Annotated in this window: 20 protein-coding genes; 11 read left to right on the plus strand and 9 right to left on the minus strand. The window is 67.4% G+C overall.

The window, feature by feature from the left end; translation table 11 throughout:
- Positions 1-8 precede the first annotated feature (8 nt).
- A complete protein-coding gene (locus AC6RIC_RS12125; RefSeq protein WP_499736351.1) occupies positions 9-989 on the plus strand; it encodes a hypothetical protein in 981 nt (326 codons plus the stop codon).
- On the plus strand, positions 986-1996 hold the full coding sequence (locus AC6RIC_RS12130; RefSeq protein ID WP_499736352.1) for a DUF2891 domain-containing protein: 1011 nt from the start codon (positions 986-988) through the stop codon (positions 1994-1996). The genes AC6RIC_RS12125 and AC6RIC_RS12130 overlap by 4 nt, the downstream gene beginning before the upstream one ends.
- Before the next feature lie 210 nt (positions 1997-2206).
- Here AC6RIC_RS12130 and AC6RIC_RS12135 read toward each other — a convergent pair whose 3' ends face one another.
- The 8 genes from AC6RIC_RS12135 to AC6RIC_RS12170 form a co-directional block, all read right to left on the minus strand.
- Positions 2207-3244, minus strand: a complete 1038-nt coding sequence (locus AC6RIC_RS12135; protein ID WP_499736353.1) for an LLM class flavin-dependent oxidoreductase — start codon at positions 3242-3244, stop codon at positions 2207-2209.
- Positions 3245-3262: 18 nt separating this feature from the next.
- A complete protein-coding gene (locus AC6RIC_RS12140; protein WP_499736354.1) occupies positions 3263-4195 on the minus strand; it encodes an ABC transporter substrate-binding protein in 933 nt (310 codons plus the stop codon).
- Between the two features lie 204 nt (positions 4196-4399).
- A complete protein-coding gene (locus tag AC6RIC_RS12145; protein ID WP_499736355.1) occupies positions 4400-5332 on the minus strand; it encodes an ABC transporter substrate-binding protein in 933 nt (310 codons plus the stop codon).
- Between the two features lie 32 nt (positions 5333-5364).
- Positions 5365-7167, minus strand: a complete 1803-nt coding sequence (locus AC6RIC_RS12150; protein ID WP_499736356.1) for an amino acid ABC transporter permease/ATP-binding protein — start codon at positions 7165-7167, stop codon at positions 5365-5367.
- Positions 7168-7207: 40 nt separating this feature from the next.
- A complete protein-coding gene (locus AC6RIC_RS12155) occupies positions 7208-7744 on the minus strand; it encodes a GNAT family N-acetyltransferase (RefSeq protein ID WP_499736357.1) in 537 nt (178 codons plus the stop codon).
- 38 nt (positions 7745-7782) lie between these two features.
- Positions 7783-9126 carry an LLM class flavin-dependent oxidoreductase gene (locus tag AC6RIC_RS12160; RefSeq protein WP_499736358.1) on the minus strand — a complete coding sequence of 448 codons (1344 nt, stop codon included), beginning with the start codon at positions 9124-9126 and terminating at the stop codon, positions 7783-7785.
- 26 nt (positions 9127-9152) lie between these two features.
- A complete protein-coding gene (locus AC6RIC_RS12165; protein ID WP_499736359.1) occupies positions 9153-10157 on the minus strand; it encodes an MsnO8 family LLM class oxidoreductase in 1005 nt (334 codons plus the stop codon).
- A gap of 23 nt (positions 10158-10180) precedes the next feature.
- Positions 10181-10786 carry a flavin reductase family protein gene (locus AC6RIC_RS12170; RefSeq protein WP_499736360.1) on the minus strand — a complete coding sequence of 202 codons (606 nt, stop codon included), beginning with the start codon at positions 10784-10786 and terminating at the stop codon, positions 10181-10183.
- 597 nt (positions 10787-11383) lie between these two features.
- On the opposite strand from AC6RIC_RS12170, the gene AC6RIC_RS12175 reads away from it, so the two are divergent.
- The 4 genes from AC6RIC_RS12175 (at position 11384) to AC6RIC_RS12190 (ending at position 14448) form a co-directional block, all read left to right on the plus strand.
- The gene (locus AC6RIC_RS12175; protein WP_454656532.1) at positions 11384-11812 is read left to right on the plus strand and encodes a pseudoazurin; all 429 of its coding nucleotides are present in this window, start codon (positions 11384-11386) and stop codon (positions 11810-11812) included.
- A gap of 78 nt (positions 11813-11890) precedes the next feature.
- On the plus strand, positions 11891-13096 hold the full coding sequence (locus tag AC6RIC_RS12180) for an NnrS family protein (RefSeq protein WP_499736361.1): 1206 nt from the start codon (positions 11891-11893) through the stop codon (positions 13094-13096).
- Between the two features lie 215 nt (positions 13097-13311).
- On the plus strand, positions 13312-13743 hold the full coding sequence (locus tag AC6RIC_RS12185; RefSeq protein ID WP_454656534.1) for an RrF2 family transcriptional regulator: 432 nt from the start codon (positions 13312-13314) through the stop codon (positions 13741-13743).
- A gap of 75 nt (positions 13744-13818) precedes the next feature.
- Positions 13819-14448, plus strand: coding sequence for a hypothetical protein (locus tag AC6RIC_RS12190; RefSeq protein WP_454656535.1), 630 nt, complete (start codon positions 13819-13821; stop codon positions 14446-14448).
- Here the strand turns inward: AC6RIC_RS12190 and AC6RIC_RS12195 are convergent, their stop codons facing one another.
- Entirely contained in the window at positions 14449-15141 is a 693-nt protein-coding gene (locus AC6RIC_RS12195) for a Crp/Fnr family transcriptional regulator (protein WP_454656536.1), read from the minus strand.
- A 335-nt stretch (positions 15142-15476) separates the two neighbouring features.
- Between AC6RIC_RS12195 and napE the strand changes: the two genes are divergently transcribed.
- Genes napE through AC6RIC_RS12220 form a run of 5 tightly spaced genes read left to right on the plus strand, consistent with a single transcriptional unit; the run spans position 15477 to position 19436 of the window.
- Entirely contained in the window at positions 15477-15671 is a 195-nt protein-coding gene (gene napE, locus AC6RIC_RS12200; RefSeq protein WP_454656537.1) for a periplasmic nitrate reductase, NapE protein, read from the plus strand.
- A 10-nt stretch (positions 15672-15681) separates the two neighbouring features.
- A complete protein-coding gene (gene napF / locus AC6RIC_RS12205; RefSeq protein WP_454656538.1) occupies positions 15682-16188 on the plus strand; it encodes a ferredoxin-type protein NapF in 507 nt (168 codons plus the stop codon).
- Positions 16181-16468 carry a chaperone NapD gene (locus AC6RIC_RS12210; protein WP_454656539.1) on the plus strand — a complete coding sequence of 96 codons (288 nt, stop codon included), beginning with the start codon at positions 16181-16183 and terminating at the stop codon, positions 16466-16468. The genes napF and AC6RIC_RS12210 overlap by 8 nt, the downstream gene beginning before the upstream one ends.
- Entirely contained in the window at positions 16465-18966 is a 2502-nt protein-coding gene (napA, locus tag AC6RIC_RS12215; protein ID WP_499736362.1) for a periplasmic nitrate reductase subunit alpha, read from the plus strand. The genes AC6RIC_RS12210 and napA overlap by 4 nt, the downstream gene beginning before the upstream one ends.
- The gene (locus AC6RIC_RS12220; RefSeq protein WP_499736363.1) at positions 18933-19436 is read left to right on the plus strand and encodes a nitrate reductase cytochrome c-type subunit; all 504 of its coding nucleotides are present in this window, start codon (positions 18933-18935) and stop codon (positions 19434-19436) included. Before napA ends, AC6RIC_RS12220 begins: the two co-directional genes overlap by 34 nt.
- Positions 19437-19441: the final 5 nt, after the last annotated feature.

The following is a 19441-nucleotide window of genomic DNA, read 5'->3' on the forward strand; positions in this document are numbered from 1 at the left end:
TTTCAATAATGGAATCGCTCGACCTAGCGTACGCCCGACACGATCAATGGGCCGGACGCCGCATGACGAGTACCCTTCTGCGCCTTATGCCGCGCGGGCCGACCCTGCTGATCGTCGGCGTGCTCGCCGGGCTTGCCTTTCCGGCTCTGGCCGAAGCCGTTCGTCCGGCAATGGCGGTGTCGATCTTCGTCATCGTGCTCGGCACGCTGCTCCGGGTAAATGCGGCCGATTTCATGCGGACGCTGCAGCAGCCGCGCTTCTCGGCTCTGTTGCCGGTCGTGGTGATGCTGGTCTGCCCTGTCTTGGTCGGGATGGCCGCTCACCTCACAGGCGTGGGTCCTGAGTTGGCCCTTGCCATGGTGCTCGCGGTCTGCGCGCCGCCATCGGGTGGCACGGCCGCCGTGGCACGCATGTTGGGGCTCGATGCGACGATCCCGCTTGCGGTCACCCTGCTGTCGATGGCGCTGGCGCCACTGAGCGTACCGCTGCTGGCGTCATGGTTCGCCGGGATTGCGTTTGAACCGGTCGAACTGGCGCTGCGGCTGTTCGTGTTGACTGCCGGAGCGGGCGGCGTCGCGCTGACCCTGAGGAGCCGCGCGGCAGGAACCTTGAAACGCCATGCCGATGCCATCGACGGACTGGTCCTGGCCGCGCTCCTGATCTTCGCGACATCGACGATGGCGGGTGTGCGCGCCCAGATCGAGGCGGAGCCCATGGTCGCCCTTGCCTGTATCGCGCTCGCCTTCGCCTGCAATCTCGCCCTGCAGGGGCTCGGCGCGGCGCTGTTGCCAGGCACCTTAGCTGAGCGGCTCGGCATCGGCCTGATCCTGGGCAATCGCAATGTCGGGCTGGTCTGGTCGGCGCTCGGCGCCTCGACCTCGCCGACCATCGCACTTTTCTTCGCCGCAACGCAGTTTCCGATCTACATGACCCCCCGCCTGATCGCATTCCTGATACGCTGGGCCACGCCGGAGAAAGCCACTTCATGACCACCCCCAAGCTGACCGAAGAGATCGCCCAGCGTTTTGCCCGCATCGCGCTCGGCCATGTCCGCCGCGAATACCCGAACAAGCCGGACCATACGCTGGCCGGGCCGCAGGACGCGCAGACGCCGAGCCAGCTGCATCCGGTGTTCTATGGCAGCTACGACTGGCATTCCTGCGTGCACAGCTACTGGATGCTGGCGCGTTTGTTGCGGCGCTATCCGACGATGGAGGCGGCTGCCGATATCGTCGCGCTGTTCGATGCGCAGCTCGTCCCGGAGAAGATCGCGATCGAATGCGCCTATCTCGCTCAGCCGACGGCGCGCGGCTTCAAGCGGCCCTATGGCTGGGGCTGGCTGCTGAAGCTTGCCTCAGAGCTGAATGGGCTCGATGACGGGCGCTGGAGCCGGGCGCTGGAACCGCTCGCCGAGGCCTTCGCCCAGCGCTTCCGCGATTTCCTGCCGATCGCGACCTATCCGGTGCGGGTCGGCACGCATTTCAACACGGCGTTCGGCCTGCGGATGGCGGCCGATTATGCCGACGCGACCGGGGACGGCGCCTTCCTGACGCTGCTGCGCGAGACGGCGCTGCGCTGGTATGGCGCCGACGAGGACTGCCCGGCCTGGGGCGAGCCCAGCGGCGACGATTTCCAGTCATCGGCGCTGATCGAGGCCGAATGCATGCGCCGCCTGCTGCCGGCCGAACAGTTCCTGCCCTGGTTCGAGCGTTTCCTGCCACGGATCGCGCAGCAGCAGCCGGCGATCCTGTTCAAGCCGGCGACCGTGACCGACCGGACCGACGGCAAGATCGCGCATCTCGACGGGCTCAATCTCAGCCGCGCCTGGTGCTGGAGCGCGCTGGCTGCGGCGCTGCCGGATTGGGATGTGCGGCGCCCGGTCATCGCGGACGCTGCAAGGCTGCATCTCGAAACCGGGCTGCCGCATATCGCCGGCGACTATATGGGCGAGCACTGGCTTGCGAGTTTCGCGGTGCTGGCGATCGAGGAGCGGTAGGCGGTCGGGCAATTTGATCCGGCACTACCCTTGTCATTCCGGGGCGCGCGTAGGCGCGAACCCGGAACCCACGACCGGGTGGGACATGTCTTCCTCGGCTGCAAATGGCGCACCCGGTCGTGGGTTCCGGGTTCTTCGCTGCGCGAAGCCCCGGAATGACAAGGGGTGGTGTGAAGTCGCTATGATCAAGGGCTGATGGACGTTGGCCGTTCAGGCCGCGCCCTTCAGCGCGACGCTGTCGCGCCAGCCGAGCGCGGGGGCGATAAGCCTCGCGAAATCGGTCGTGATCTGGCGGTAGTCGTCGATGCTGAAATTATAGGGCAGTTCCAGCCGCAGCGTGTCGACCAGCGGCAGGATCGGGTCCGCCGCGAGGCGTTCGATCAGCTCGGCGGCGGTCCCGACGAGATCCGATGCGAACTGGGTCCGTCGCTCGCCCTGGGGGCCAAGCGTGCGGGCGTGCCGGCTCGCGGCATAGTCGCGATAGCGCTGGCGCGTCGTCGGGGCGGCACCGTCGAGCGGGACGATGACGCGGCCGACGGCGATGCGCGGTTGGCCTTCGCCCTTCCAGTGGGCGCGGAAGGTCTCGATATGGCTCCGCTGCACTTCGAAGAAGCCGTCGGTCTCCTCGGCCGTATTGATGTTGCCGACGAGCAGGTGAAAGCCGTTCTCCGCCGCCCAGCGGGCCGAGCGCAGGGAGCCGCCACCATACCAGAGCCGCTGCCGCAGGCCCGGCGCATGCGGACGCAGGCGCGGGCGGTGTTCGCCGGCGGCCGAGGTGATGCGCGTATCGGCATCGCCGAGCCATTCGCCTGCGATGTTCTTCGCCAGACGGGCGACGCGGGCATGCGAAAAATCGATCGCGGCGGGATCGCCGTCGAAGAGGCGCTCGCCCAGCAGTTTGCCGAAGGGCGGTGGTCCGGCGCTGAGGCCGATGTTCAAACGCCCGCCCGAAAGTACGTCGACCAGCGAGAGGTCCTCCGCCAGCCGGAACGGGTTCTCGTAACCCATCTGGATGACCGCCGTGCCGAGCCCGATCCGGCGCGTGCGCTGGGTCGCGGCGGCGAGGAAGGTCGCCGCCGAGGAGACGCCGGGCTCGAGATGGCGCTGGCGTATCCAGGCGCTGTCGAAGCCGATGGCCTCGCCATGCTCGAAGAGCGAGAGCGTGTCTTCGAGCCCGCGGCGCGGATCGGCATCGTCGTAATTGCCGGGGGTGAGGAAGGCGATGTGCCGGATCGAAAGCTCAGTCATGTCAGCCGGTTCTCGATATCAGTACTTGGGCAGGCCGGGCGGGTTGGTCTCGGAGCGCTCGACCGCCTCCTCCTCGATGCCCCAGCGGGCCAGCGCCTGCCGATATTGGCCCGACCTGATCAGGTTGTTGGTGGCGAGCGTCAGGGCATCGACGAGGCCGCTGCCCTTGCGCGTGGTGATCGCGACATCGGATTTCAGCGGCCAGCCGGCGCTGAGCGTACCTATGCGCTTGATGTCCTTGTCGCGGGCCGCGATGAAGACGAGCTGGGCATGGGGTTGCACGACGACATCGACGCGGCCGCCCCGCAAGGCAACGAGCCGGGCGGCTTCGTCGTCGAAGAGCTGCAGTTCGAGCGGCTTCAGGCCGGCTGCGACGTTCTGCTTGCTCCATTCCAGCAGGATGCGTTCCTGGTTGGTGCCGCCGCCGACGCTGAAGCTCAGGCCGGCTGCGTCCTTCGGCTCCTTGATGCTCGTGACCTTGCTGTCGGCCTTGACGAAGAAGCCGTGCAGGCCGAGGCGATAGGTCGAGAAGTCGAACTTCTCCTTGCGCTGCTCGGTGACGCCGACATTGGAGATGACGGCGTCGTACTTCCCGGAGGTCAGGCCGAGCGGCCAGTCGGCCCAGGCGAGCGGCACGAGGTTGAGCCTGAGGCCGAGGCTGTCGGCGATGAGCTGGGCGAAGTCGGGATCGGCGCCGATCACGGTCTTGGCGTCCGTGGCATAGGTCGTGAGCGGGGGCCCGCCGGGGCTGATGCCGACGGTGAAGAGGCCGGGCTCGACGAATTTGAAACCCTTCGGCACGGCGGCGATGGCGGCCGGGTCCTTGTCGGCGCGGATGCGGCCAGGCTGCTCGGGGCCGAGGTCGAAGGGCGCTTGCTGGGCGAGGGCGGGCAGGCTCGTGGCGCTGAGCACGCCGACGAGCAGCGACAGGAGTGTCCGTCGCGGGATCATGATGATCTCCAGTTCTTCAGAGGGTATGCGGTTGGTCTTCGTCAGGACTTCTCAGAGCCCTCATCCTGAGGAGCCATTCCCTGGGAATGGCGTCTCGAAGGATGTTCCAGGAGGCTCCAGAGATACCTGGAGCGCCCTTCGAGACGCGGACTTCGTCCGCTCCTCAGGACGAGGGCTGAGGGGGTTCGAACGGTTTCGAAGACTTCACGCCTTCGGCAGGCCGGGCGGGTTGGTGCGCGATGCCTCGATCGCCTCGGCCGAGAGGTTCCAGCGGGCCAGCACCTTGGCGTAGTTGCCGTTCTTGATCTGGGTGTTGAGCGCCTGGGTGATGGCCTCGGCGAGCCCAGCGCCCTTGCGGGTGGTCACAGCGATCTCGGCCAGAACCGGCCAGCCGCCGGAGAAATTGCCGGCGAGCCGGGTCTTGCCCTCCTGCGCGGCCTTGAAGCTCAGCAGCGCATTGGGGCCGAGATAGGCGTCCGCACGGCCGGATTCGAGCGCGAGATAGAGCACGACATCGTCGTCGTAGTACTGGATGTCGACCGGCTTCAGCCCGGCCTTGAGATTGGCCTCGTTCCAGCGCAGCAGGATCTGCTCCTGATTGGTTCCGGCGCCGACGATGACCTTGAGGCCCGCCACATCGCGGGGCTCGCGAATGTCGATCTCGTTGCCCTTCTTCACGTAGAAGCCGAGCAGGTCCTTGCGATAAGTCGAGAAGTCGAACTTCTCCTTGCGCTGCTCGGTGACGGTGACGTTGGAGATCACCGCGTCGAACTTGCCGGAGACGACGCCGAGCGGCCAGTCCGCCCAGGCGGTCGTGACGACCTCCAGCTTGCGGCCCAGCGCGTCCGCGACAAGTTGCGCGATCTCGGCCTCGCCGCCGATGACCGTCTTGTTGTCGTTCGCAAAGCCGCTGAACGGAAAGCGGCCGGTGTTGTTGCCCACGGTGAAGACGCCATCCTTGGCGAATTTGGCGTCCTTGGCGATGAGCCTGATCGCCTCCTCATCGCGCTCGGCGCGGGGGCGGCCAGGCTGCTCTGGCGAGAGGTCGACGACCTGCTGGGCGAAGGCGCCGGCGGGGATGAGCGCGGCCGATGCGGCGCCGACGAGAAGGCTCAGAGAATTGCGTCGCGTGATCATGGTCGGATTCCTTGTGGGGTGTGGCGGGGAATTCAGAGCACCTTGGCGAGGAATTCGCGGGTGCGGCTGTGACTGGGATTGCCGAGCACGTCGGCCGGGGCGCCGCTCTCGACGATGCGCCCTGCCTCCATGAAGACGATGTGGTCGGCGACCTCGCGGGCGAAGCCGATCTCGTGGGTGACGATGACCAGCGTCGTGCCGGAGCGGGCGAGCTCCTTGATGACGTCGAGGACTTCGCCGACGAGCTCGGGATCGAGCGCCGAGGTCGGCTCGTCGAAGAGCAGGACCTTCGGCTTGAGGGCGAGGGCGCGGGCGATGGCGACGCGCTGCTGCTGGCCGCCGGAGAGCTGGCGCGGATAGGCGTTCGCCTTCTCGGCGAGGCCGACGCGGGCGAGCAGTTCCTGCGCCTCGGCCAGGGCCTGCTCGCGGGAGAGGCCGCGCACGGTGACCGGCGCCTTGGCAATGTTCTCGATCGCGGTGAGATGCGGGAAGAGATTGAAGTTCTGGAAGACCATGCCGACATCGACGCGCCGGGCCAGGATGTCCTTCTCCTTCAATTCGTAGAGCGTTTCGCCGTCCTGCCGGTAGCCGATCAATTCACCGTCGATGGCGATGAAGCCCTCGTCGACGCGCTCCAGATGGTTGATCGAGCGCAGCAGGGTCGATTTGCCGGAGCCGGACTGGCCGATGATCGCGGTGACGCTGCCGGGGCGCAGCGACAGGCTGACATCGTCCAGCACCTTGAGCGGGCCGAAGCTCTTCGAGACATGGCTGATGCGGATCTCGCCGCCGCTGCGCGGGGAGAGCGTGGCGAGCGAGGCCGTGCGCGGCGCGGCAGGGGCCTGTGCCGGGGCGGTGAAGCCGGCGCCGGCGGTTGCCGGGGCGACACGATTCCGGCCGAGCCAGCGCAGGGCCGTGTCGATAGCCGACGGAGGCGGGTTGCGCAGGGCGCCACGGGCATAGTGCCGCTCGATATGGCGCTGGAAGAAGGAGAGGACGCTGAGGATGACGAGGTACCAGACCGTCGCCACCATCAGCAGCGGGATTACCTCGAGATTGCGCCGGTAGATGACCTGGATCGTGTAGAACAGCTCCGGCAGGGCGAGGATGTAGACTTGGCTCGTGCCCTTCGCGAGGCTGATGATCTCGTTGAACGCGGTCGGCAGGATCGAGCGCATCGCCTGCGGCAGCACGATCCGCGAGACCTGGCGGTGCTTCGGCAGGCCGAGCGCGGCGGCGGCCTCATGCTGGCCCTGGTCGACGGCGAGGATGCCGCCGCGCACGATCTCCGAGGAGAAGGCGGCAGCGTTGAGGGTGAGACCCAGCACCGCCGCGAAGAAGGGCGTGATCAGCTGCGTGGTCGACCATGAGCCGAAGCCGATATCGGTGAAGGGGATGCCGAGCCAGATCGTGCTGTAGAGATAGCCGAGATTGTTCAGGATCAGCAGCAGCACGATCAGCGGGATCGAGCGGAAGAGCCAGACATAGCCCCAGGACAGCGAGGCGAGCAGCGGCGAGCCGGAGACCCGCGCCAGCGCCAGCAAGGTACCGAACAGGAAGCCGAAGACCGTGCCGAGCAGCGTCAGGAACAGCGTGCGGCCGAGCCCGACCAGTACGGGTTCGGCGAAGAACCACTCGGCGAAGACATCCCAGCCCCAGCGCGGATTGGAGAGCACCGAATTCACGATCGCGAAGATCACGATGGCGGCGAAGACCGTGCCGATGGTCCGCCCAGGATAGCGGGCGGGGACGATGCGATAACGGCTGAAATCGCGATGCGGGGCTGGATTCTGAGCATGCGTCGGCAAGCCCGCGAAATCGCTGGCGAGGGTCATGGCTGGCTCTTCTTGTTATGGAAAAGGGGAAAGCGGCTCGTCAGGCGGTGCTGCGCGCGGCGTGAGCGTCGGGCGGCCGGGTCGCCGAAGCCGGGATGGCGACCAGCTCTTTTTCGAAGGGCAGTTTCCGGTAGAACGCAGGATCGGCCGAGACGTCGAAGAGCGGGGTGTAGCCGGTCTCCAGATAGAGCCCCTTGGCCTCGGGTTGGCGGAAGCCGGTGGTCAGGTAGATCTTGCCGTAACCTTGTCGGACGGCCTGCGCTTCGACCTCGGCAACGATGCGCCGGGCCAGGCCCTGACGGCGGAAATCGCTATGGGTCCAGATCCGCTTCATCTCGGCTGTGCGTTCGTCATATCGCTTGAAGGCGCCGCCGGCGATGGGGCGGCCATCGCGCAGCAGCAGCACGAAATTGCCGTCCGGCGGGGCGAAGAGCTCGGCCGGATAGCGGCTCATCTCGGCGCCGGGCGGCTCGCCGAATTGGCTGCCGTAGCGGGTGGCATATTCCCAGGTGAGCTGCTCGACCAATGGCTGGGCGAGAGGGTGCAGCGGAGTGGTGTAGAAGAACTCATCGGCCATGGGGCGAGCCTTTCCGTGACAGGGGGCGGGCGTGAGGCTCAGCTCGCGCGGCGCGCGGGCTCTGCGTCCGACGGGGTGGCGTAGCGGCTTGTGCGGCGGGGGAGGCCGAGATGGTCGCGCAGCGTCGTGCCGGGCAGATTGCGGTCGTAGACGCCGCGCTCTTCCAGCACCGGGATCACCAGCTCGACGAAATCGTCGAGCCCCTGGCCGATCACCGGGAAGCCGAGCACGAAGCCGTCGGCGGCCTGCGCCTCGACACGCTCGATCAGCCTGCCGGCGATCTCCTCGGCCGAGCCGATCAGGTCCGTGCGGGGCGTGGCGGCCTCGAGTGCCGCCTCGCGCAGCGTCTGGCCCTTCAGAGCGGCGTTGCGCTTGATGCGGTCGGTGGTCGAGCGGAAGCTGTTCTTGCCGATATCACCGAGCTCCGGGAAGGCTGCGTCCAGCGGGTAGGCGCTGAAATCGTGATGGTCGAAGAAGCGGCCGATATAGGCGAGTGCGTCTTCGATCGAGACGAGGTTGCGGATCGCCTGGTACTTCTCCTCGGCCTCGGCGGCGGTGCGTCCGACGATCGGGCCGGCGCCGGGGAACAACTTCACGTCATCGGTGCTGCGGCCATGGGCGACGGCGCTGGTCTTGATCGCGCGATAGAGGGCCTGCGCCTCTTCGATCGGAACATGGTTGGCGAAGACCGCGTCGGCATGGCGCCCGGCGAGCCCGATACCGGCTTCCGAGGCGCCGGCCTGGAACAGCACCGGCTGGCCCTGCGGCGATCGCTGGATGTTGAGCGGGCCTTCGACCTGGAAGAAGCGGCCCTTGTGGTTCAGCGTGTGCAGCTTGTCGCGATCGAAGAAGCGGCTCGCCTCGCGGTCGCGGATGAAGGCGTCGTCATCCCAGGAATCCCAGAGGCCCTTGGCGACGTCGAGATATTCCTGCGCAATCTCGTAGCGCAGCGAATGTTCGGGATGCGGCCGGCTGTAATTGCGGCCGGAGCCTTCCAGCGGCGAGGTCACCGCGTTCCAGCCAGCGCGGCCGCCTGAGATCAGGTCGAGCGAGGCGAATTGCCGGGCGATCGTGTAGGGGTCGCTATAGGAGGTCGAGACCGTGCCGACGAGGCCGAGCTTCTTCGTCACCGTCGCCAGCGCCGAGAGGATGGTCAGCGGTTCGAAGCGGTTGAGGAAATGCGGGATCGACTTCTCGTTGATGTAGAGCCCGTCGGCGACGAAGGCGAAGGCGATGCCGTTCTCCTCGGCCTTGCGGGCGTTGCGGATGAAGAAGTCGAGATTGACGCTGGCATCGGCCGGGTTGCTCGGGTGGCGCCAGGAATTCATGTGGCTGCCGGCGCCCTGGAGCATCAGGCCGAAGGTGAGGCGGGTGCGGGACATGGGATCAGTCCTTCCGAAAGCGGGGATCAGGCGGCGAGTGCCGGGCGTTCGCCGGCGAGCAGTGTGAGGGAAGCGAGGCGCCGGCTGGTCAGGGCCGTCGGCGTGTCGATGACGAACTCGCCGATGCCGAAGCGGGCATGCAGGGCGTCGAACTCGCGCCGGACCTGCTCGGGCGTGCCGGCGAGGATATGCGGCTTGCGGATCTCGGTGCTGTAGGAGGCGGCGCCGGCCTGGCGGGCGTATTCCGCGGCCTGTTCCTCGCTGCCGAGGTTGAGGTTCTGGCCGTTGTCGAGGGTCAGGCGGACGACGCGGTGGTTTTCCGTCAGGCTCTGCGCTTCCTCTGCCGTCTCGGCGGCGAAGGCGGCCACCGCGAGCAGCAGGGGGGCCGTGCCGCCGGCCTTGGCATAGGCGTTCAGGCTTTCGTCGATCGCCTTGGGATCGCCGTTGTGGTGGCCGGCGAAGACAAAATGCCAGCCGCGCTCGCCGGCCTGCCGGGCGCTGTCCGGGCTGGCGCCCAGCAGGAAGCGCTCCGGCGTCACGGGCGGAACCGGAAGCGCGCGGGCCTTGTCCTGCGGGCCGGCTGCGGCTGCCGGCGGTGCGAGGAAGCCGTCGAGCTCGTCCAGCAGAGCCTCGAAGGACGGTGCGCGTGCGGGATCGTGCAGCACGCGCAGCGCCTTGGTCGAGAGCGGCAGGCCGCCCGGCGCCTTGCCGATGCCGAGATCGACGCGGCCGGGCGCCAGGGACGCCAGCAGGTTGAAGGCTTCGGCGACCTTGTAAGGGCTGTAATGCGGCAGCAGCACGCCGCCGGAGCCGATGCGGATGCGCTGCGTGCGCGCCAGCAGATAGGCGGCGAACACCTCCGGCGCCGGGCTGACGAGGCCGGGGAAGTCATGATGCTCGGCCAGCCAGAAGCGGTGGTAGCCGAGGCGCTCCGCCGCCTGGGCGAGGCTCACCGTGCGCTGGAGTGCTGCGCCGGCGGTTTCGCCCTCGATGAGCGGGCTCTTGTCGAGAATGCTGAGTGCGTAGGTCATGGATTTCGCTACCGTTCGGGAGATCAGGCGGAGCGGAGGCCGAGTGCGGTCGACGCTTCCTCGGCCATCCAGCCGAGCCGCTCGTAGTCGCCGCGCCAGTAGAGGAGGGCGGCGTCGTTCGAGCCGAGCCGGACCTCGCGCACCCGGCCGATGACGATGGCGTGGGAGTGGCGCTCGATCAGCTCTTCCAGCTCGCAATCGAGCGCGGCCAGCGCGCCTTCGAGAAGAGGCGCGCCAGTGCGGCCCTCGCTCCACTCCGCTTCGGCATAGCGGGCCGGGCCCTTCTCGCCGCCGCGCCCGGCGAAGCGATCGGCGACCTGCTTCTGCGCGGCGCTGAGGAAGTTCACGCCGAAGCTGCGATGGCGCGCGAGGACGGGGTAGGCCGAGGAGGAGAGGTTGAGGCCGAACATCACGGTCGGCGGCTCGGCCGAAAGCGAGGAGAGGGAGGTCACGGTCAGGCCGGTGCGATCCTCGCCGCGCCCCGCCGTAATGATGGAGACGCCGCCGGCGAGATGGCGCAGGGCCGTGCGGAAATCGCCGTTCGCAGCCGTCGGGACCGGAAGGCTACGGGCGGCCTGGCCGGTCGCGGCGCGGGTCGGAAGCGAGGAGGCAAGGGACAGGATCGCCATGGAAACCTCTGGAGCAGCTGTCTGGGTTTGTGAGAGGGCGGGGCGCCGATTGGCGGCGGTTCCGCAGGTTGCCGCCGGGAGGACGGGACAAGCGTCTCCCTTCGCCGGAAGGACCGGCGTCGCGGCAGCGTCGCGATGGTATGGTTTCAGGTGCTCAGGGCGCCCGGAATCTTGTCAGGAACATCGCCGTTCAGGCGCCTGAACAAGGTTTTCTGGATTCGTGCATGTCGTCACCGACGCGTCTCCGTGTCTCGGAGCCCACGATTTCGTCGTGGTGCTTTTAGCATTGTTGACGCGGTGCAAGCTGCTCCAGCAAATCCCGCGAAGGAGCAATGCGAACACCGCTCGATACTGTTCATTGTTTCTGCCGGATGCTTCGCGGTCAATGAAACAGCCTTTCAAAGATGACCTCCGCAAGAGGCGGAAGCGCCACCGCGACGACCCGTTCCGGAAGAAATCCGTTCACCGCTCCGACCGGCCCGTCCTCTCCGGCAATCCATCCTGAGTTTGCGTTTTCGCAAGTTGGCGCGCGGCCCTCCCGACTAATGTTGCGGTGCAGCGAGGGACGGACGTGCCCGCTGCTGAAGGAGAAGGCAGATGTTCAGGATGTTTCTGGCCGGCGCGCTGATGGCGCTGGCAGCCACCGGCGCCAATGCGGCGGAGGTCGAGGTCAAGATGCTCAACAAGGGGGCGGCCGGCGCCATGGTATTCGAACCGGCGCTGGTGAAGATCGCTCCCGGCGATACCGTGAAATTCGTGCCGACCGACAAGAGCCACAACGCGGAAACCGTTCCGGAGATGCTCCCGGCCGGGGCCGAGCCTTTCATCGGCAAGCTGAACGAGCAGGTCGACGTTACGTTCAAGCAGAACGGCGTCTACGGCATCAAGTGCAAGCCGCATTACGGTATGGGCATGGTGGCGCTGATCGTGGTCGGCGAGCCGACCAATCTGGAAGCCGCCGCCGCTGCCAAGCATCCGGGCAAGGCCAAGCAGGTCTTCGCCGATCTGGTCGCCAAGGCGAAGTGAGCGGGCCGCGGCGCGGTCCGTCGAAGGGGCAAGGGGCGCAGCGCCAGGCTGCGCCCGATCACGTCAGGAGAAGCGAGCATGGCGCCCATCCCGAGGCTGAAGGCCTATGAGGGGCCTGCGCTGCTGTCCTACGGCTTCCGGCCGCTCTTCCTCCTCGCGGCGCTGCAAGCCGGGCTGACGATCATCGTCTGGCTCGGCTTCGTCACCGGCCATCTCGCCATCCCCACGGCTTTCGCGCCGGTGGACTGGCATATCCATGAAATGCTCTTCGGCTATCAGGCGGCGGCGATCGGCGGCTTCCTGCTGACCGCCATTCCCAACTGGACCGGGCGATTGCCCGTGCAGGGCGCGCCGCTGCTCGTGCTGGTTCTGGCCTGGATCGCGGGCCGTATCGCGGTCGCCACCTCAGCCCTGATCGGGTGGCGCCTTGCGCTGGCGATCGATGCACTGTTCCTTGTGCTGCTGGCGGGGGCGGCTGCGCGCGAGATCGTCGCCGGGCGCAACTGGCGCAATCTCAAGGTCGTGGTGCTGATCGGGCTGCTGCTCGTCGCCAACCTCGCCTTTCATCTCGAAGCGGCGCTGACGGGCGGGGCCGATTACGCGCGCCGCTTCGCCATCGCCGTCGTGCTCATGCTGGTCGGGCTGATCGCCGGGCGGATCGTGCCGAGCTTCACGCGCAACTGGCTGGCGCCGCGAGGGGCGGGGCGTCTGCCGATTCCCTTCGGGGGCTATGACAAGGTGGTGCTGGCGGCGAGCGCGCTCGCGCTTAGCCTCTGGGTTGCCCAACCGGATACGGTTGCGAGCGGGGTGGCGCTGGCGCTCTGCGCCGTGCTTCATGCCGTCAGGCTGGCACGCTGGGCGGGTGATCGTACCTGGCGCAATCCGCTGCTCGTCATCCTGCATGTCGGCTATGCCTTTGTGCCGCTGGGCTTCGCGCTCTCGGCGGCGGCGAGTTTCGGGCTGGTCGGCCCTGGTGCCGGGCTGCATGCTTGGACCGCCGGAGCCTTCGGCACCGTGACGCTGGCGGTGATGTCGCGGGCCAGCCTCGGCCATACCGGGCGCCCGCTGGTCGCGACTGCGGCAACGCAGGCCTGCTACGTCCTGATCGTGATCGGCAGCGTGGCGCGGATCTGTTCCGGGCTCGGCCATGGCCCGGTCGCGTTGCTCCATGTCGCCGGGCTGTGCTGGTCGCTCGCCTTCCTCGGATTCGCAGTGAGCTATTGGCGGGTCCTGACCGGCGCGCGGCTTGGCCCGAAGGCCGCACCGGCAGCAGGGCCGGCCTGATGTCCTTCGCCTTGGGATCGGCGTTTTTCGGGAGGATCTGTTGATGCGCAACGAGCCGGATTGCCGTAGTGAGGCGCGGGGGATGCGCCGTGTTGCGCTCCAGAAGACCAGTCCGCCGGGCGAGGGGGCTCACCGGGCGGTGAACAGGACCGTCGGATGGTGCTCCTTCCAGATGTTGGCGAGAACAGGCCCGGCCGCCGCCGCGGGTGCAGTGCATGCGCCTGACCCAGTTCAGCGAGTATGCGCTCAGGCTGCTCGTCTTCGTGGCAGCGCATCCGGAGCGGCTGGTCACGGTCGAGGAAGCGGCGACGGCCTATGATATTTCGCGGACCCATCTGATGAAGGTCGCCAATCTCCTGGTCCGTCAGGATTTCCTTAAAGGCGTGCGCGGCCGCGCCGGCGGGCTGATGCTGGCGCGGGCGCCGGCCGAGATTTCGCTGGGCCGACTGATCCGGGCGACGGAGCCGGCCTTCGCGACCGTCGAGTGCTTCGGCGAGGCGGAAGGGCGTTCGGCGCTGCGCGGGGATCGCTGGCGGCGAATCCTCAGCGACGCGATGGAGGTCTTCCTCGGCGAACTCGACCGTTATTCCCTAACCGACCTGCTCGCAGATCCGGAACGCTTCGGCCTCGCCCGGCAACCGGCCTGAGGCGTCGCCAGTCCGGAGACGACGTCTTTCCGGGGCAAAGCCGCGCTGCGGCTGCTCCTGCCCGAAGAGAGTGTGATGAATTTCCCGTCCTTCTTCACCGACGCGCCGCGCCTCAAGCTCCGCGACCCGCTCTCCGCCTTCCTGGGGACGAGCGAGGGCGGCATCCTCGAATACGGCTATGAGGACGCCGTGCGACTGGCCGGTCATTCCTGCCCGGCGGTCGCTGGCGCCTATCTCATGGTGATCAACGGACTCGCCTATCTCCACGACGACGAGATGCCGGAGCGCGGTGGCATCGAGGTCTTCATGCGCGGCGAGCGTGACCAGGGCACGACCGGCGTGCTCGCCTCGGTCGCGACGCTGCTGACCGGCGCGGCACCGGAGACCGGCTTTGGCGGGATCGGGCCGGCGCAGCGCTTCTCCCGGCGCAACCTCCTGCATTTCGGCGCCGATATCGAGGGGACGGTGGCCTTGCGCCGTCGCGATACCGGGGCCGGGGTTGTGGTCGACATCGATACGGGTGCGGTGCCGCACGCGGCAGCGATGAGCGCCGTGATGCCGCAGGCGGTCGCGGGGGAGGCGGATGAAGCGGGGCTCGAGAGCTTCGCCGCGCTCTGGCAGGACCGCGTGCGCCGGATGCTCATCGAGCATGCCGACGATCCGAAGCTGATCCATCTCTACGACTGGTCGCCGGCCGGGGCCTGATCAGCCGGCATTCTCCGCCAGACGCTTCAGGGCGGGCGCGTCGCAGACGACGAGCTTCTGGCGCCCGCCCTCGACCAGCCCCTGCGTTTCCCAGGCGCTGAGGATGCGCGAGACCGTGTGCAGTGTCGTGCCGGTCATCTCGGCGATGTCGCGCCGCGAGATCGGGAAGTCGACGCGCATGCCGGCATCCACGCGTGTGCCGGCCTGCTCGATCAGTCGCAGCACGGCATGGGCGACGCGGCGCTCGACCTCCTCGGTCGACATCTCGCGGATGCGGGTATGGGCCTCGTCCAGGCGCTGGCCGATGGTGCGGATCGCGTTCATCGCCAGATGCGGGTTGTCGGCGACGAAACTGTCCCAGGATTCGGTCGGCCAGCTCGCGACGAGGCTGTCGACGGCGGCCGTCGCGGTGCCCGGATAGTCGCTGCGGCCGAGCGCCCGCGTGAAGCCGAACAGGTCGCCGGGATGGACGACGCGGACGATGATCTGCTGGCCGTCGCGCGTGACCTGCGTCACCTTCAGCCGGCCGTGCAGCAGGAGATAGAAGGCCTTGGCCGGGTCGCCCTGCTCGAAGACGGCCTCGCTCTGCGGAATTCTCCGTGCGGAGGCCTGCGCCGTCATGCGGTCGAGCTGGGCGTCGCTCATCGCCGCGAACAGCGGGACGCTGCGCAGCACGCTGCGGTCCATTCCCACGTGACAGCCTTTCCTTCGGACGGATTCGGGGGCACCTGCGACATCCCGAACCATCGGTGCGCGGCGCCGGATAAGACCGCAATCATCCCCCGGGTTCAAGTGCGGCACGATCGCCTGCGGGGGATGGTTCGGGGCGTTGGGGGCGAGCAACAAGTAGGTCAACCCTAAACTATAGGCCGCATTCGGCCGCTCCTGTTTGCGTTATGTCAAAGACGCCCGCGAAAGACCGGTCCGGCGTCGCTTCTTGCATGGACAGAGCGCTTGGATACATATTCTCTTTAGTCGATCTCTCAACACGAGTCGGTGCGATATGCGGCCGGCCGAAAGGACCAGAGATGACGACCGAGACCGCGAAGACCGGCGGCCCAGATGCCGCGCCTGAAAAGCCGACGAAGCGAGCCGAGCTTCTCGCTTTCCTGACGCTGGCCGTGCTGATCTGGCCGGTCGTGGCGGTCGGTGTCGTCGGCGGCTATGGTTTCCTCGTCTGGATGACCCAGATCGTCTTCGGCCCGCCCGGGCCTCCGCGCTGAGGAGGCGGGCATGGGCGAGCGAGCCATCGACCTTGGACGACGCGGTTTCCTGACCGGCCGCCCTGCGCCGTCGCCGCCGGAAGGCGTGCGGCCGCCATGGTCGCGCGCCGCTTCGATCGCGGCTGCCTGCACCGGCTGCGGCGCCTGCGTGCCGGCCTGCCCGCAGCACATCATCGCGCTCGACGCCGGCGGTCGGCCGATCCTGAGCTTCGTCGCGAGCGAATGCAGCTTCTGCGGCGCCTGTGCCGAAGCCTGCGCCGAGCCCGTCTTCGATCGCCTGATTCCGGCCTTCGACCATGTCGCGGCGGTCGGAGCCGATTGCTTCGCGCAGCGCGGCATCGTCTGTCAGAGCTGCGGCGATGCCTGCCCGGAGAGCGCGATCCGCTTTAAGCCCCGGCTCGGTGGCCCAGCCTTGCCTGAGATCGCAGCCGATCGCTGCACCGGCTGCGGCGCCTGCATCGCCGCCTGCCCGGCGCAGGCGATCGGCACGCGCTCGCTGGAGGTCGCCCATGCCTGAGCATCCTCGCCCGCGCTTCCATCATATTTCGAGCGCCGTCGTCTCGGCCCTGCCGGCCAAGGTCGAGGCCGTGCTCGCGCGTATCGCAGAGCTTCCCGAGACCGAGATCCACCGAGTCGAGAACGGCAAGATCGTCATCGTGCTTGAGGGCTCCAGCACGGGCGTGATCGGCGACCGGCTTGCCGCCATCAACCTGATCGACGGCGTGCTCTCGGCCAACATGGTGTTCGAGCAGATCGAAGACCTCGAAACCCTCGACGACCCCGGAGTGATCCCATGACCCTGTCCCGTCGCGAGATGCTGAAGGCGCAGGCGGCCGGCGTCGCCGCGCTCGCCGCCAATATGAGCGTGCCGGCCGGGGCGCAGCCGGTGACCGGCGGCGTCGACAGCCTGCAGATCAAATGGTCGAAGGCGCCGTGCCGCTTCTGCGGCACCGGCTGCGGCGTCATGGTCGGCGTCAAGGAAGGCAAGGTCATCGCCACCCATGGCGACATGAAGGCCGACGTCAATCGCGGCCTGAACTGCATCAAGGGCTATTTCCTCTCCAAGATCATGTACGGCAACGACCGGCTGACCCAGCCGCTGCTGCGCAAGAAGAACGGCGTCTACGCCAAGGACGGTGAGTTCACGCCGGTCTCCTGGGCGGAAGCCTTCGACACCATGGCCGCCAAGGCCAAGGCCACGCTGAAGGCCAAGGGGCCGACCGCGCTCGGCATGTTCGGCTCCGGCCAGTGGACGATCTTCGAGGGCTATGCTGCGACCAAGCTGATGCGGGCCGGCTTCCGCTCGAACAATCTCGATCCCAATGCCCGCCACTGCATGGCATCCGCTGCCTACGCCTTCATGCGCACCTTCGGCATGGACGAGCCGATGGGTTGCTACGACGATTTCGAGCATGCCGACGCCTTCGTGCTCTGGGGCTCGAACATGGCGGAGATGCACCCGATCCTGTGGACGCGGGTGACGGACCGCCGGCTCGGCCAGCCGCATGTCAAGGTCGCGGTGCTCTCGACCTATACCCATCGCAGTTCGGACCTGGCCGATATCCCGATCGTGTTCAAGCCGGGCACGGACCTCGCGATCCTCAACTTCATCGCCAACCACATCATCACGACCGGGCGGGTGAACAAGGATTTCGTCGGCAAGCACACGACCTTCGTGAAGGGTGCGACCGAGATCGGCTACGGCCTGCGGCCGGACGATCCGCGCGAGGTCAAGGCGAAGAAGGCTGCCGATCCCGCTGCGACGACGCCAATCGATTTCGAGACCTACGCCGCCTTCGTGAAGGACTACACGCTGGAGAAGGTCGCGGAGCTGACCGGGGTCGAGGCGGGCTTCCTGCTCCAGCTCGCCGAGCTCTATGCCGACCCCAAGCGCAAGGTCACGTCGTTCTGGACGATGGGCTTCAACCAGCATGTGCGCGGCGTCTGGGCGAATCAGCTCGTCTACAACCTGCACCTGCTGACGGGTAAGATCTCCGAGCCGGGCAACAGCCCGTTCTCGCTCACCGGCCAGCCCTCGGCCTGCGGCACGGCGCGCGAGGTCGGCACCTTCGCCCATCGCCTGCCGGCCGACATGACGGTGGTGAATCCCGAGCACCGCAAGCACACCGAGGAGATCTGGCGCGTCCCGCACGGGATCATCCCGGAGAAGCCGGGCTACCACGCCGTCGAGCAGGACCGGATGCTGAAGGACGGCAAGCTCAATTTCTACTGGATCCAGGTCAACAACAACCTGCAGGCGGCGCCCAACAGCAGCAACGAGACCTATCCCGGCTACCGCAATCCCGAGAACTTCGTTGTCGTCTCGGATGCCTATCCGACGGTGACGGCGATGGCCGCCGACCTGATCCTGCCGGCTGCAATGTGGGTCGAGAAGGAGGGCGCCTACGGCAATGCCGAGCGGCGCACCCATGTCTGGCACCAGCTCGTCGATGCGCCCGGCGAGGCGCGCTCGGACCTCTGGCAGCTGATGGAGTTCTCGAAGCGCTTCACCACCGACGAGGTCTGGCCGGCGGAAATCCTCGCCGCCAACCCGAACTACAAGGGCAAGACGCTCTTCGACGTGCTGTTCCGCAACGGCCAGGTCGACAAGTTCCCGCTCTCCGAAACCGCGCCCGACTACGCGAACCAGGAGTCGAAGGATTTCGGCTTCTACGTCCACAAGGGGCTGTTCGAGGAATATGCCGCCTTCGGCCGCGGCCATGGCCATGATCTCGGGCCTTACGACCTCTACCATCAGGTCCGCGGCCTGCGCTGGCCGGTGGTCGACGGCAAGGAGACGCTCTGGCGCTATCGCGAGGGGCTCGACCCCTACGTGAAGCCGGGCAAGGGCGTCGAGTTCTACGGCAACAAGGACGGCAAGGCCCGCATCATCGCCGTGCCCTACGAGCCGCCGGCGGAATCACCCGATAACGAGTACGATCTCTGGCTCGTCACCGGCCGGGTGCTGGAGCACTGGCATTCCGGCTCGATGACCATGCGCGTGCCGGAACTCTACAAGGCCTTCCCGGGTGCGCGCTGCTTCATGCATCCGGAGGATGCCCGCAAGCGTGGGCTCAACCAAGGCGCCGAGATCACGGTGGTCTCGCGTCGCGGCGAGATGCGCACCCGTGTCGAGACGCGTGGGCGCAACCGCATGCCGCCCGGCGTGGTCTTCGTGCCCTGGTTCGATGCCAGCCAGCTCATCAACAAGACGACGCTCGACGCCACCGATCCCATCTCCAAGCAGACGGATTTCAAGAAATGCGCGGTCAAGATCGTTCCGGTCTCGGGCTGATGCGCTCGCGGACCTTCCTCGGGGCCGCCCTGGCGGCGGGCCTCGTCCTCGCCTTCGGCGCCGCCGTCTCGCAGGAGGGCGCGCCGGTGAAGATCGTGCCGCGTCTCACGGGCACGGCCAACCCGATGGCGCTCGAACGGGTGCCGGCGCTCGGCAGGCCGGTCGTCGACGACGTCAGGCGGATGCGGAACTATCCGGAGCAGCCGCCGGTGATCCCGCATGCGATCGACGGCTACCAGCTCACGCTCAACACCAATCGCTGCATGGACTGCCACAAGCGCGAGTTCACGGAAGGCTCGGGTGCGCCGATGATCAGCGTGACGCATTTCCAGGACCGCGATGGGCAGGTGCTCTCCGACGTGACGCCGCGACGCTATTTCTGCACCGCCTGCCATGTCCAGCAGACCGATGTTCCGCCCCTGGTCCAGAACCGGTTCCAGGACGCCAAAGACATCGGCCGGAAGCCTTGAGGCGC

The sequence above is a fragment of the Allobosea sp. TBD101 genome (assembly GCF_059817965.1).

Coding starts and splice junctions, on each gene's coding strand:
- AC6RIC_RS12170 (WP_499736360.1), bottom strand. CDS start 10,786: ATGGCGATCCTGTCCCTTGCCTCCTCGCTTCCGACCCGCGCCGCGACC.
- AC6RIC_RS12190 (WP_454656535.1), top strand. CDS start 13,819: ATGAATTTCCCGTCCTTCTTCACCGACGCGCCGCGCCTCAAGCTCCGC.
- AC6RIC_RS12140 (WP_499736354.1), bottom strand. CDS start 4,195: ATGATCCCGCGACGGACACTCCTGTCGCTGCTCGTCGGCGTGCTCAGC.
- AC6RIC_RS12180 (WP_499736361.1), top strand. CDS start 11,891: ATGGCGCCCATCCCGAGGCTGAAGGCCTATGAGGGGCCTGCGCTGCTG.
- AC6RIC_RS12150 (WP_499736356.1), bottom strand. CDS start 7,167: ATGACCCTCGCCAGCGATTTCGCGGGCTTGCCGACGCATGCTCAGAAT.
- napF (WP_454656538.1), top strand. CDS start 15,682: ATGGGCGAGCGAGCCATCGACCTTGGACGACGCGGTTTCCTGACCGGC.
- napA (WP_499736362.1), top strand. CDS start 16,465: ATGACCCTGTCCCGTCGCGAGATGCTGAAGGCGCAGGCGGCCGGCGTC.
- AC6RIC_RS12130 (WP_499736352.1), top strand. CDS start 986: ATGACCACCCCCAAGCTGACCGAAGAGATCGCCCAGCGTTTTGCCCGC.
- AC6RIC_RS12220 (WP_499736363.1), top strand. CDS start 18,933: ATGCGCGGTCAAGATCGTTCCGGTCTCGGGCTGATGCGCTCGCGGACC.
- AC6RIC_RS12145 (WP_499736355.1), bottom strand. CDS start 5,332: ATGATCACGCGACGCAATTCTCTGAGCCTTCTCGTCGGCGCCGCATCG.
- AC6RIC_RS12155 (WP_499736357.1), bottom strand. CDS start 7,744: ATGGCCGATGAGTTCTTCTACACCACTCCGCTGCACCCTCTCGCCCAG.
- AC6RIC_RS12125 (WP_499736351.1), top strand. CDS start 9: ATGGAATCGCTCGACCTAGCGTACGCCCGACACGATCAATGGGCCGGA.
- AC6RIC_RS12135 (WP_499736353.1), bottom strand. CDS start 3,244: ATGACTGAGCTTTCGATCCGGCACATCGCCTTCCTCACCCCCGGCAAT.
- AC6RIC_RS12185 (WP_454656534.1), top strand. CDS start 13,312: ATGCGCCTGACCCAGTTCAGCGAGTATGCGCTCAGGCTGCTCGTCTTC.
- AC6RIC_RS12165 (WP_499736359.1), bottom strand. CDS start 10,157: ATGACCTACGCACTCAGCATTCTCGACAAGAGCCCGCTCATCGAGGGC.
- AC6RIC_RS12210 (WP_454656539.1), top strand. CDS start 16,181: ATGCCTGAGCATCCTCGCCCGCGCTTCCATCATATTTCGAGCGCCGTC.
- AC6RIC_RS12175 (WP_454656532.1), top strand. CDS start 11,384: ATGTTCAGGATGTTTCTGGCCGGCGCGCTGATGGCGCTGGCAGCCACC.
- AC6RIC_RS12160 (WP_499736358.1), bottom strand. CDS start 9,126: ATGTCCCGCACCCGCCTCACCTTCGGCCTGATGCTCCAGGGCGCCGGC.
- napE (WP_454656537.1), top strand. CDS start 15,477: ATGACGACCGAGACCGCGAAGACCGGCGGCCCAGATGCCGCGCCTGAA.